Below are 12,325 nucleotides of genomic sequence, written 5' to 3' on the forward strand. Positions count from 1 at the left end.
CGCAACAGTTTCATCTTTGTCGCGCCGCAGACCCCTTGCTAGTTAGGGCAGCCTAACTAGGACATGTGTAGTGAAACTCATTTCAGGGACTGCAGTGCGCGAGGTCGGACTACTCCGCCCATCCTAGTGGCCTTAGCCCCGGGGAGTCAGTAACGCCACAGTCTCCATGTGGTGGGTGTGCGGGTACAGGTCGAAGGCACGCAGCTCCCCGAGTACCCAGCCGGCCTGCTGGAAGTAGCCCACGTCGCGGGCAAATGACGCCGGATCGCAGGAGACGTAGGCGATCGCCCGGGGACCGGCCGCGACCAGCTGGTTGACCACGGCTTTGCCGGCGCCGGCCCGGGGCGGGTCCAGGACCAGGGCGTCGAAGTTGCGCGGCTTCTGCCGCAGCACCCGCTCCACTTTCCCCTGCACGATCTCGACCTGGGAGGCGCCGTGCAGGTTCTTGCGGGCATCCCTGCTGGTGCCGGGCGCCCCTTCCACGGACAGCACGGAGCCGGTGACGCCGACGGCGTCGGCGAGGGGCGCGGTGAAGAGCCCCGCGCCGGCGTAAAGGTCCGCCACCACTGCCCCGGCGGCCAGGTAGCCGCCGTCGTGCAGGAAGCCGGTGACGGCCCCCACCAGGGTGTCCGGGGCGTCGCGGTGGATCTGCCAGAAGCCGTCGCCGGTGACCCGGTACTCGTGGCCGGCCGCCGTTTCCTGCACCCAGGTGCGGCCCCGCAACTGCGTCACCTCGCCCGTGCCCGGGTCCACCCGCGCCACCGAGACGTCGTCCGGCAGTTGGGCCAGGACGGCGCTGAGCCGCTTGGCCCGGGTTCCGGCCGAGGGCACCAGGAGCACCAGCGGCCGCGACCCGTTGGCAGGAGCTGCGACGTCAATCCGTTCAATCCCCTGCAGGTCGATGTCCCAGAGTTTCAGGGCGTTGATGCCCTCGACGGCCAGCGGCATCTCACGGACCGGGAACACGGCGTCGGAGCGGTGCGCATGCATGCCGAGCTTGCCACCCGGCGTCACGGCGAAACCTGCGCGGGTGCGCCAGGCCAGGCCGGTCGCCGCGCCGGCGGCTGCCTCCCCCACGGCCTCGACCGTGACGGGCACGTCGACGCCGGCCAGGCGGTGCAGCTGCTCGGCCAGCACCTCGGATTTGAGGCTGCGCTGGCGGTCCAGCGAGATGTGGCCCAGCTCGGCGCCGCCGACGGGAGGGTGGCCGTGGGACCAGGACCGCTGCGCGTCGGCCGCGTGCCAGAAGTGCTCCACCCGGTCCGGGGAGGCCTCCAGCACCTCAACGACGTCGGCGCGCCAGAACTTGGCGGACTCGCCCTCGTCGGTCAGCCGGATCCGGACTTTCTCGCCGGGGATGCCGTGACGGACAAAGATCACGCGGCCCTCGTGCCGGGCCACGCAGTGGCCGCCGTGCGCGACGGGGCCGACGTCGACGACGAGCTCGGTGCGGGCGGGCGTCGTGGTGTCGGTGCTCATTGGATATCCTGCAGTCTCTTGGCTTCCTCGGACGATTTCAGCTGCCACGGCACGCTCGCAACCATGACGCCGGGCTCGAAGTGCAGCCGCGTCTTGATCCGCAGCGCCGTCTGGTTGTGGACCAGCTGCTCCCACCACTTGCCGACGACGTATTCGGGGATGTAGACGACGATCAGGTCGCGCGGCGAGTCGCGCCGCATGTTCTTGATGTACTCCATGATCGGCGTGACCGTTTCGCGGAACGGGCTGGCCAGCACCGTCAGCGGCACCGGGATTTCCAGTTTCTCCCAATCCGCCAGGGTCTGTTCGGTTTCCTCCGGGCTGATGTCCACAGTGATGGCGTCCAGCCGGGAGGGCCGCGAGGCACGGGCGTAGGCCAGCGCCCGGAGCACGGGCTTGCGCACGTGCGAGACGAGCAGCACGGCATGCACCCGGGTGGGCAGCGCCCGGGGCGAGGAGTCCTCGTCCACGGCGAGTTCCTTGGCCACGTTGTCGTAGTGGGCCCGGATGCTCCACATGATCAGGAACAGGATGAACATGGCCAGCAGCGCTATCCAGGCGCCCTGCTCGAACTTGGTGATCAGCACGATCACCAGGACCAGGCCGGTCATGCCGAAGCCGATCGTGTTGATGGTGCGGGACTTGACCATCCGCAGCTTGGTGGCCGGGTCCTTGGCGAGCTTCAGCTCGCGTCCCCAGTGCCGGATCATGCCGAGCTGGCTCAGCGTGAAGGAGATGAAAACGCCCACGATGTAGAGCTGGATCAGCTTGGTGACGTCGGCGTTGAACGCGATGATCAGCACCAGCGCGCCGGCGGCCAGCGCCAGCACACCGTTGCTGAACGCGAGCCGGTCCCCGCGGGTGCGGAGCTGGCGGGGCAGGTAGCCGTCCTGGGCAAGGATCGAGCCAAGGACCGGGAAGCCATTGAAGGCGGTATTGGAGGCGAACACCAGGATCACGCCGGTGGCGGCGACCACGATGTAGAAGGGGATGGAACCGGCGCCGAAGACGGTCTGAGCGATCTGGCTGATGGCCGGGTTCTGGATGTAGTCCTCGTCCACCGGCTTGCCGTTGAGCAGGAACTCCTTCGCCGGGTCCAGCACGATGTGGACCTTGGTGGCGTTGGCCAGATAGATGATGCCGGCCAGCATGGAGGCCGCTATCACGCCGAGCAGCAGCAGCGTGGTGGCTGCGTTCTTGCTCTTGGGCTTCCGGAAGTTCGGCACGCCGTTGCTGATGGCCTCCACGCCGGTGAGGGCCGCGGCGCCGGAGGAGAACGCACGGAGCAGCAGGAACGCCCCGGTGAGTCCGACCAGTCCCTCGTCGAAGCCGGGGGCCGGGACGATCTGGAACTCGGCCGACGGCGCCTGGCCGAGCTGGCCGGTGGCGGCTTGGAAGACGCCGACGGCGGTCATGCCGAGGATTGAGAACATAAAGATGTAGGTGGGCACCGCGAAGACACTGCCGGCTTCGCGGATGCCGCGCAGGTTCACGAGGGCCAGGATTACGACGCCGATCGTGGCGATCGCTGCCTGCTGGCCGTGCAGCGAGGGGACGGCAGTGGTCAGGTAGGCGGCGGCCGAGGACATCGACACCGCGACGGTGAGCACGTAGTCCACCAGCAGGGCCGAGGCGACGGTGAGGCCGGCGTACTTGCCCAGGTTTTCGTTGGCGATCTCGTAGTCGCCGCCGCCGGAGGGGTAAGCGTGCACATTCTGGCGGTAGGAGGCCACCACTGTGAGCAGCACCACCATGACGGCGAGCCCCACCCAGGGGGAAAACGCCACCGCGCTGACGCCGGCCAGCGCCAGGGTCAACAGGATTTCGTCCGGCGCGTAGGCCACCGAAGACAGGGCGTCGGAGGCGAAAATGGGGAGCGCGATCCGCTTCGGCAGCAGGGTGTGGGCCAGACGGTCGTTCCGGAAGGGCCTGCCTACCAGCACCCGCTTCACGGCATTGAAAATTGTCAGCACCAGACAAAGCTAGTCTGATTCGGACGCGATGTCATGACGGCGAAGCCTGCCTGCGGGCAGGCGCCCGGCCGCACCGCCGTCGGACCGGCTCCGGGGCCCCGGTGGCCGGTAGAGTTTTACGCAGCAACAGACACAGAAGCTTGAGGAGGCACGTGTGGCGCACTTCGTGATCATGGGTTGTGGCCGTGTCGGGGCAACCCTGGCGCACACACTGGAGGACGCCGGCCATTCGGTCGCGATCATCGACCAGGACGACCGTGCGTTCCGCCGGCTCCGGACCGGTTTCTCCGGCCGCAAGGTCACCGGCGTCGGCTTTGACCGGGAAACCCTCAAGCAGGCCGGGGTCGAGGAGGCCTACGCCTTCGCTGCCGTGTCCAGCGGCGACAACTCCAACATCCTGGCCACCCGGGTGGCCCGCGAGACGTTCCACGTTCCGCACGTCGTGGCGCGGATCTACGATCCGGGCCGCGCGGAGATCTACCAGCGCCTCGGCATCCCCACGGTCGCGGCGGTGCGCTGGAGCGCGGACCAGGTGCTCCGGCGGATCCTTCCGGAACAGCACCTCGCCGGTGATTTCCGCGACCCCTCCGGCCGGCTGGTGCTGGCCGAGGTGGACGTGGACTCCGGCTGGATCGGCCACCCGGTGTCCGCGCTTGAGAAGGCCGCCGACATCCGCGTCGCCTACCTCACGCGCTTCGGCGAGGGTATCCTCCCCGGGCCCGGAACCTCGTACCAGGACGGCGACACCGTCCACGCCATGCTCAGCGTGGACCGCACCTCCGAGGTCGCCCACATTCTTGCCAAGTCCCCCGCCAAGGAGTCCTAAGTGAAAGTTGTCATCGTCGGGGCGGGCAGCGTCGGTTCCTCGATCGCCCGTGAATTGCTGGCCCACAAGCACGAGATCCTGCTGATCGACCTCAAGCCCGAGGTGATCGGCCGCAGCGGGCTGCGCGGCGCGCACTGGCTGGTCGGCGACGCCTGCGAGCTCAGCACCCTCAAGGACGCCCGGCTGGAAGACGCCGACGTCGTGGTCTCCGCGACGGGCGACGACAAGGTGAACCTTGTGGTCTCGCTGCTGGCCAAGACCGAGTTCGGTGTGGGACGGACCGTCGGCCGGGTGAACAACCCGAAGAACGACTGGATGTTCGATGATTCCTGGGGCGTCGACGTCGCGGTGAACACCCCGCAGCTGATGACAGCCCTCGTGGAAGAGGCCGTGGAGATCGGCGACCTGGTCCGCCTGCTCACCCTGCAGACCGGGGTGTCCTCGCTGGTGGAGTTCACGGTGCCGCATGATTCGCACGTGATTGGCCTGACCGTGGGCGACATCGACTGGCCCGAGGACGCGACCCTGGTGGCGATCCTGCGCGACCAGGCGCCCATCACGCCGAGCCGGGACGACGTGATCGACGGCGGCGACGAGCTGTTCTTCGTCACCACCATCGTTGCCGAGGACGGGCTGCGGGCCCTGCTCTCGGCCCCGGAGTCCGAGGTCGAGTCAGCCGGTGAACCTTCGAGCGCCGGCCAGCACCCGGTCAACGCGGACCTGCATGGCCGCGAGACCCAGCCCGCCGGCGACGACGGCTTCGACGGCTGAACCGCCCAACTGGCTCGCAGTTGTTGTCGTTTTGACCGCTCAAAACGACAACAACTGCGGGTTAGTCGGCTTCGCTCGGCTGGTCAGCCGGGGCCGGCGCGGGACGGGTGAGCAGCCAGGCGACCCACATGCCCAGGATGTACAGCGGCGCGCCCATGATGAGCCTGGTGGTGGCGAGGCCTGCGAGGCCCTGCTCCCCCATTAGGTACAGCGGGACCTGCACGATCAGGCGCAGGGCCAGGACCGAAATGATCACCCAGGTGCCGATCCGGTAGGCCTTCACCCGGGCCGGATGCTTGCGCCAGTCCAGGCCCTCGTTCCGGATGAAACCGAACAGCAGCCCGGCGAAGGGCCAGCGCACCGCGATGGAGATCGACATCGCAAGGATGTAGCCGAGGTTGGTGAAGAAGCCCAGGACGTAGAAGTCCTCGGCCTTGCCGGTCGAGTTCGCGAGCCAGGCTGATAGCCCGACGCCGACAATGCCGGCCAGCGCTTGCGTCAGCGGCTTGCGCTGGATCAGCCGGGCGACGGTAAACGCCGCGGCCACCGCCAGCGCGGCGATCAGGGCCAGCGGAAGTTCACGGGTCACGGTGAAGGCGATCAGGAACACCAGCCCCGGAAGGATGCTTTCGGCGATGCCCTGGACACCGCCGGCGCTCTTGAGCACGTCGATGTTGCCGTTGCTGGTGCGGTGCAGTCCCGCCTTCGCCGCGTAGCCTTCGGCGAGCTGGGCCACCGAGGGCTGCTGGTCTTCGGGCGTGCTCATTGTTCCTCCAGGCGGGAGAGTATTTCGTAGCGCGGATTAAACATGGTGGGCAGCCCGTCCCGGACAGTGACCATGCCCTCGAGCCGTAGCTCCAGGCCGGCCTTCACGCCGGGGATGCGGCGCCGTCCCAGCCAGATCACGCGGAGCCGGTCGGCGGCCGCGGCAGGCCGCTTGCGCCGGACGCCGGGCTGGCCGGCTTGGGCGGCCTGGACCGCAGAAGCGGCCGGCCGCGCCTTGGCCGGCGGGGCGTCATGGTCGGTGACGATGGCTGTGAAAGCTGCCACCTCGCTGGCCGGGGCATAGGTCACAGATTCAATGAAGCCGCGGCACAGCACACGTCCGCGCTCGGGCAGCCCCCGCACGGGGACAGCTGCGGCAGCTTTCTTGCCGGCGGCATCAACCAATCTGGGTAGTCTCCGGTCCGCGCTCGGGTTGCTCGAACTCCGGGGCACCCTGCGGTGCCGCGACGCCGGAGTCCCGGGGAAGGCGGAGCTGAAGCAGCTCGCGCGGCGGCATGGGGCTCTCGCCCCGCACCACGACGATCTGGCGGAACAGTTCCTCGAGTCCGGCGGCGGCATCGCGGTCCAGTGCGGCGTCTCCGCCGAGGACACCGCGGAGGAACCAGCGGGGGCCGTCGACGCCGATGAACCGAGCCACCCGATAGCCCTCGCTGCCGTCGCCGGCAGGCAGCTTGGCGACGAGCTCGATGCCGAAGTGGCCCTCAATCTCCTCAACCTGGCCGCCCTGGCTGCCCACGGACTGGCCGATCTGCTCACGGATTTCGTCCCAGAGGCCTTCGGAGCGGGGCGCGGCGAAGGCCTGCAGCTGCAGGCTCGAACCTTCCAGGTCCATGGTGACGGCCACGACGCGCTGGGTGGCTTCTTCGACCTCAAGGCGGAGCTGCAGGCCTTCGCGCGGAGCAATCAACAGGGCGCCGAGGTCGACGTAGCCGTCCTGGTTGTCGATGTCCGCGACGTCATGGGGACCGGCGCTCCGCAGGGCGCCAGCCGTGCCGTCGGCGGGCGCGCCGGCGTCAACAGCTGCGTCCTCCCGGGTGTCGCCGGTGTCCGTCAACTGCTCCTGCTTGGCTTTCCTGCCACGCCCAAAAACCATGGTGTTGTCTCCTTAGTTGTGATCCTGTGCCAGGCGCTTGGCCTCGGGACAGGGAACAGATGCGTCAAACGGGCGGGGCTCAGGCCCCGGGGGCGCCGAAACCGCCGGTGGAGCCGAAGCCGCCGGCGCCGCGGACCGAATCGCTGAGCTCCTGGACGGGCACGAACTCCGCGTACTCCACGCGCTGGATGACCATTTGTGCAATTCTATCGCCGCGGCGCAGTTCAATCGCCTCGTCGCGGTCAGTATTCAGCAGAGTCACGGCAATCTCCCCGCGGTAGCCCGCGTCCACCGTGCCGGGTGCGTTCACCACGGTCAGGCCGTGCTTGGTGGCCAGGCCGGAACGGGGGTGGATCAAGGCGACAAAGCCGTCAGGAAGCGCGATGGACACCCCGGTGGGCACCAGCCGCCGCTCCCCCGGCCCGAGCACAACGTCCTCGCGGGCACGCAGGTCCGCGCCGGCGTCGCCCGGGTGGGCGTACGACGGCGGCTGCAGGCCGTCGTCGAGCATCTTCAGCTGCACCGTCAGGGTGGGGGCTCCGTAGGCCGGAAGGCCGCTGGCCGAGGGGTCTGCCGCCGGGGTATTCACGGCAGTGGTTTCTTCAGTCACAGTTCCCCACTGTAACGCCCGCGGGGAGGATAGACCTACCGCGCCGCCGCCCCCGGTGTCCGCGGGCGGCGGCCTGGCGGCCAAGGTGAAATGGCCCGGGAAAAGTGGAAAGCTGGGCTCATGCCCGAATCCAGCGCAGCCATGCCGGCCTCCAACAGCACCCCCAACGACGCCACCGTCCTGTTCAGCGAAAAGCTTTGGCCGAATTTCTGGATCTGGCTGGTGGCTGCCGGGCTGGCCGCGGCCGGCATCCTGGTGTTCGCGCCGATCAGTATGGCCGCCGGCATCACCGCCGCCGTCGTGCTCTTCACGATCCTGGCGGTGTTGCTGATCGTGTCCACGCCGTCCATCACGGTGACGGCCACAACGCTGCGCGTGGGCCGGGCGACGATTGAACGCCGTTTCGTCGGCGAGGCCACGGCCTTCCGCGGCGCGGAGGCGACGGCCGAGCGCGGCACCCGGCTCAACGGCCTCGCCTTCATGTGCATCCGCGGCTGGATCGACCCGGTGGTCCGCATCGAGATCACCGACCCCTCGGACCGCACCCCGTATTGGCTGGCGTCCACGCGGCACCCCGACGAGCTCGTCACGGCGCTGTCGCGCTAACAACCCCGGCTAACAACAGCCCGGGCCGGTCCCAGGCCGGCAGGAGGGCGGCGGCCCTTAGCCCTCGCAGTCCTTGCAGTACTTCAGGCCGTCCTTTTCGCGGGCGATCTGCGAACGGTGGCGGACCAGGAAGCAGGAGGCACAGGTGAATTCGTCTGCCTGGGCGGGCAGCACCCGGACCAGCAGCTCCTCGCCGGACAGGTCGGCGCCCGGGAGTTCGTAGCCTTCGGCGAGGTCGGTTTCGTCTTCATCGACCACCGCGGAAGGCTTGTCCGTACGCCGCGACTTCAGTTCCTCGATGGAGTCCTCGTTAAGGTCTTCCTCAGTCTTGCGCGGCGCATCGTAGTCTGTCGCCATTAGTTGTTGCTCACACTCCGCATTCGTTGGGTTGGTCCGCCTCCGCCGCACCGGCGGGGCTGGTAGCCCCCGCCCCGGTCCGGGTTCGGTTCACCGATGTCAACGCCGGACAATCGCTTTTTGTGCCCGATGTCGGGTCATTTTTGCCCAAACCCCTGCCGAGCGCCAGAGGCCAGTGGTCCGGCGGCGGCGCCGTCCGCTCCGGACGGCCCCCATCCGGCGGAAAGTCGCGGAAAATCACGGCGCGCCCTCCCTCCTAACCCGAATTGGGACCCAACGGTGGCAGAGTTTCGAATGTTAGTAATGCCAGGGTGGAGGATTTGTATGCAGGATCTACGGCTTGTAGGCGTCCACGACGACGGGGAGCATCTCCTGTTGAGTGGCACCGGCGGCGAGATGTTCCAGCTGCCGATCGCTGAGGCTCTTCGGGCGGCTGCGAGCCGGACGCCGGCGAGGGCTGCTTCCGGCGGGGGCGCGGATCCCATTGCCATGTCCCCCCGCGATATCCAGGCCAGGATCCGCAGCGGTGCGACCGCCGCGGAGGTGGCCGCTCTTTCCGGCATTCCGCTGGCCAAGGTGCAGCGGTACGAGGGCCCCGTGCTGGCCGAACGCGAGTACGTCGCCCAGCAGGCACGCAAAATCGAAGTGGCCTCCCCTTCCGCGGGTCACGACAGCTACCGTTCCTTCTTCGGCGACCAGCCAGCGACCTTGGACGACATGGTCATGCACCGGCTGCGGGCCCATGGAATCGAGCCTTCAACGGTGGAATGGGACTCCTGGCGACGCCCGGACGGCAGCTGGAACGTGGTGGCCCGTTTCGATGCACAGCCCGGCGCCCACGCCGCGATCGGTGAAGAGCCGCCGGCCATGTGGACGTTCAGCCCGGCGCGCAAGTCGTTGCAGAACGCCAACCGCTGGGCCCAGCAGCTCAGCGAACTCGAGCCGATGGACGGCCCTGTCCCGGCCCGCCGCCTCTCGGCGGTTTCGGACCGGCCCTTTGATTTCGAGACCGATGCGGAAGCCGCGGCACGCAGTGCCACGGCGCAGCTCAGCATCGTTCAGCAGCACGGAGTTCAGCAGGAGAAGGACGCCGACGGGCTGCTGGACATGCTCCGTTCCCGCCGCGGGCAGCGTCTCGGCCTGGATGAAGACGCCGACGACGCCCTGGCGCTGCTGCTGACAAACGGTGTTCCCGCCGCCCACCCGCGGCCGTCCGAGGTTCCGTCGCTGAACGAGACCGAAGACGACGTGGTGGAGGTTGAGGCGCCCCGGGAGGACGAGCCGGCAGAGGAAGCAACCCCGCCCGCGGCGTCAGCCGAACCGCATTCGATTCCCAACCCCGACGCCCTGACCCGACGCCGGGACGCCCGGCCGTCCATGCTCTCCCGCTTGAGCCTGGCGCCACGGCACCAGGACAATAGCGAAGACGACGCGCTGAAGCTTCACGACGGGGTCAGCACCGAGACCCGCGAGATCACCATCGCGGCCTCGCAGCTGCGCCCGGTACGCACCGGTCCCACGTCCAGCCCCGGACTGGATGAGCTCCTGGGCGGCGGACCGTCCCGGCGGGCGCAGAACGAGTCATCAGCGGCATCCCGCAGCGACGCCTCCCGGACCGAAGCCTCCCGGAACGAAGCCTCCCGGAACGAACGTGAGCCCGAAACGCCGGAGCGCCAGCCCTCCAAGCCCAAGCGCTCCAGTGTGCCCAGCTGGGACGAAATCGTCTTCGGCACCCGCAGCGACTAGGGTCTCCGCCCCGCCAGGGACCAAATCAGCGGCGCGGAGCTTTATTGGCGGCCTTTCCGGCGGCCTTGGGCCCACCCGGCTTTCCTTCCGCGGCGAAGCACAGCAGCGGTATTTCGCGCTCCGCCTTGGTCAGCGAGCCGTGCTGCCCCACCACCTCCAGCGCCCTGGCCTGGACCCTGCGGGTGTCGTAGAACGCCAGCGCGTCGCGGGCAGCGATCATGATGTCGCCGATCCGCGGCCCGACCGGGCCCCGGACCTCGCCGAAGAGTCCTGCAGCCACGGCCTCTTCCCGGGTGAAGGCCCAGATCCGGTCACCGAAACGGGCCTGCCAGGCCTCCAGTAGCCGCAGCCGGCCGGCGTCGCCGGCTCCATCCCCCAGGTAGAGGTGGACCATGCGCGGCTCCCCTGCCGTGTGCCGGACGCCTGCGATGAGGTCCGGCTCGGCGGAGTAGTCGATCCGCTGCGATTCAGGCACGTCGAGCATGCCGTGGTCCCCGGTGACCAGCACGGTGGTGCCGACGGGGAGGGTGGCATTGAGCCGGCGGACGGTCGCGTCGAGCTCTTCGAGCTGGTGTTCCCACTGCGGCGACTGGCAGCCGTAGCGGTGCCCGGCCTTGTCCAGTTCGTGGACGTAGAAGTACATCAGCGAGCTGTCCGCCCCTGCCATGGCTTCCGCCGCGGCCGCGGTCCGGGCGTGCGAGGTGGTTCCGGCCAGGAAGCGTCCGCCCCGCAGCGCGGCCTGGGTCATGGCGGAGTCGCTGAACCGCGGCAGGGCGACAGTGCTCACGTCGACGTGCCCGGCGGCCCGCTCGAACACGGTGGGCAGCGGCTGCCAGAGCTGAGGGTCGACGCCGTCGTCCCAGTTGCCCAGCATGTTGACCACCCGGTCCTGGTCCGGGTCCAGCACGTCGTAGCCGACCATCCCATGCTGCCCGGCGGCCAGCCCGGTCCCGAAACTGGCCAGCGACGCGGCCGTGGTGGAGGGGAAGGCCGCATCGAGCCACACCGGCACGGCTCCCTGGCCGGCCTGCAGCACCGAGCGCAGGAACGGGGTGTGGGCGATCTTCTGCTTGAGCAGCTGCCGGCCGAGGCCATCGGCCAGGACGACGCAGACGTGCTTTGCCGAAGGGAGGTTCAGCCGGTTCTGGAAACCGGGGACGCCGAGGCTGGCCGCGGCGCTGCTGAGCACCTCCGCGATGGAACGTTCCCCATAGGCCGGGGGCGCGGGCATCCCGGCGGGGCCGCCGGGAGCACGGACGGACGCCTGCGGCGAAGGCAGCGGGGACCCGGAGGCGCGGACCGGCACCATCTCAGCGCTGGTGGCCGCGGCTGAGGCGGTTTCCGAAGACGCCGGTACGCGGGCGCGGCGGAAGCGTGGGGACACCGTGCGGCGCGGGGGCCGTGGAGCCGGTGTTCACGGCCCGGAGTGCGCGGGCGAAGAGCTTCGCGTCCTGCACGGCCTGCAGGCCGTCGGCTTCGGCGCTGATCCGCAGCACGATGTCCTCCTGCGCGATGGTGCCGCTGTAGCCGTGGTCGGCCTCGCACTGCGGGTCACCGCAGCTGGCGGGGCCCATGTCGAGGCGCTGGCCGCCGGACCAGGCGATCGAGAGGGTCAGCTCACGGACCGGGTCCGAGGGCTTGTAGTCCTGCGGCTGGGCGTAGACGTAGCTGAGCACCACCGAGCGGATCTGCGTGACGGGGACGGACTCGGTGGAAACCTGGGCGACGATTTGCTCGCCGGCCTCGTCGAGCTGCTGGTCGTCCACATGGGTGATCACCAGCATGTCCTCGGTCAGCACGAGCACGGTGATGTGCCGGCGCACTTCGGCACGGTCAAAGTGGGTCTCGAGGTGGACCAGGTGGGCCACGCAGTCGCGGCCGTCCAGGGCGTCGGCGACGACGTCGGCGACCAGGCGGGGGTAGAAGCCTGCCTGCTGGAGGGCGCCGTCCAGGCTTTGGCCCTGCGCGCTGTGGTCGTGCAGGCCATGGTGCGGGGAGCCGTGGCGGCCGGAGACGGACGCCTGGGGCTGGGATGCTGGAGGCTGGGAACTCATGGCTCCCATTTTCACAGATCGGCT

Annotated in this window: 13 protein-coding genes; 4 read left to right on the plus strand and 9 right to left on the minus strand. The window is 69.0% G+C overall.

The features are described 5' to 3' along the window. Positions 1–132: 132 nt before the first annotated feature. Complete coding sequence (locus AC1DBL_RS12685) at positions 133–1,479, minus strand: class I SAM-dependent RNA methyltransferase (RefSeq protein ID WP_476926253.1); 1,347 nt, start codon at positions 1,477–1,479, stop codon at positions 133–135. Next, entirely contained in the window at positions 1,476–3,452 is a 1,977-nt protein-coding gene (locus AC1DBL_RS12690; protein WP_441418824.1) for an APC family permease, read from the minus strand. The genes AC1DBL_RS12685 and AC1DBL_RS12690 overlap by 4 nt, the downstream gene beginning before the upstream one ends. A 154-nt stretch (positions 3,453–3,606) precedes the next feature. On the opposite strand from AC1DBL_RS12690, the gene AC1DBL_RS12695 reads away from it, so the two are divergent. Together AC1DBL_RS12695 and AC1DBL_RS12700 are read left to right on the plus strand one after the other, a co-directional pair. After that, the gene (locus tag AC1DBL_RS12695; RefSeq protein WP_441418825.1) at positions 3,607–4,278 is read left to right on the plus strand and encodes a potassium channel family protein; all 672 of its coding nucleotides are present in this window, start codon (positions 3,607–3,609) and stop codon (positions 4,276–4,278) included. After that, the gene (locus tag AC1DBL_RS12700) at positions 4,279–5,049 is read left to right on the plus strand and encodes a potassium channel family protein (RefSeq protein ID WP_441418826.1); all 771 of its coding nucleotides are present in this window, start codon (positions 4,279–4,281) and stop codon (positions 5,047–5,049) included. It begins immediately after the preceding gene. Positions 5,050–5,110: 61 nt separating this feature from the next. Here AC1DBL_RS12700 and AC1DBL_RS12705 read toward each other — a convergent pair whose 3' ends face one another. From AC1DBL_RS12705 to dut, 4 genes are all read right to left on the minus strand, one after another. Continuing rightward, the gene (locus AC1DBL_RS12705) at positions 5,111–5,815 is read right to left on the minus strand and encodes a DUF3159 domain-containing protein (protein ID WP_441418827.1); all 705 of its coding nucleotides are present in this window, start codon (positions 5,813–5,815) and stop codon (positions 5,111–5,113) included. Beyond that, a complete protein-coding gene (locus AC1DBL_RS12710; RefSeq protein WP_441418828.1) occupies positions 5,812–6,219 on the minus strand; it encodes a hypothetical protein in 408 nt (135 codons plus the stop codon). The genes AC1DBL_RS12705 and AC1DBL_RS12710 overlap by 4 nt, the downstream gene beginning before the upstream one ends. Next, on the minus strand, positions 6,212–6,928 hold the full coding sequence (locus AC1DBL_RS12715) for a DUF3710 domain-containing protein (protein ID WP_476926254.1): 717 nt from the start codon (positions 6,926–6,928) through the stop codon (positions 6,212–6,214). Before AC1DBL_RS12715 ends, AC1DBL_RS12710 begins: the two co-directional genes overlap by 8 nt. Positions 6,929–7,007: 79 nt before the next feature. Further along, positions 7,008–7,538 (minus strand): dUTP diphosphatase, encoded by a 531-nt coding sequence (gene dut, locus AC1DBL_RS12720; protein WP_476892723.1) that lies wholly within the window; start codon positions 7,536–7,538, stop codon positions 7,008–7,010. Between the two features lie 120 nt (positions 7,539–7,658). On the opposite strand from dut, the gene AC1DBL_RS12725 reads away from it, so the two are divergent. Next, a complete protein-coding gene (locus tag AC1DBL_RS12725) occupies positions 7,659–8,144 on the plus strand; it encodes a DUF3093 domain-containing protein (RefSeq protein ID WP_476926255.1) in 486 nt (161 codons plus the stop codon). Positions 8,145–8,201: 57 nt separating this feature from the next. Here AC1DBL_RS12725 and AC1DBL_RS12730 read toward each other — a convergent pair whose 3' ends face one another. Next, complete coding sequence (locus tag AC1DBL_RS12730; protein WP_138769577.1) at positions 8,202–8,501, minus strand: DUF4193 domain-containing protein; 300 nt, start codon at positions 8,499–8,501, stop codon at positions 8,202–8,204. Positions 8,502–8,825: 324 nt separating this feature from the next. On the opposite strand from AC1DBL_RS12730, the gene sepH reads away from it, so the two are divergent. After that, complete coding sequence (gene sepH, locus AC1DBL_RS12735) at positions 8,826–10,247, plus strand: septation protein SepH (RefSeq protein ID WP_476926256.1); 1,422 nt, start codon at positions 8,826–8,828, stop codon at positions 10,245–10,247. Positions 10,248–10,272: 25 nt separating this feature from the next. On the opposite strand, the gene AC1DBL_RS12740 is transcribed toward sepH, so the two are convergent. Then, positions 10,273–11,478 (minus strand): alkaline phosphatase family protein, encoded by a 1,206-nt coding sequence (locus AC1DBL_RS12740; RefSeq protein WP_476926299.1) that lies wholly within the window; start codon positions 11,476–11,478, stop codon positions 10,273–10,275. Between the two features lie 79 nt (positions 11,479–11,557). Continuing rightward, positions 11,558–12,301: a DUF5998 family protein gene (locus tag AC1DBL_RS12745; protein ID WP_476892726.1), complete on the minus strand. Its 744-nt coding sequence runs from the start codon at positions 12,299–12,301 to the stop codon at positions 11,558–11,560. Positions 12,302–12,325 lie beyond the last annotated feature (24 nt).

Source organism: Arthrobacter sp. 10T44 (genome assembly GCF_056393885.1).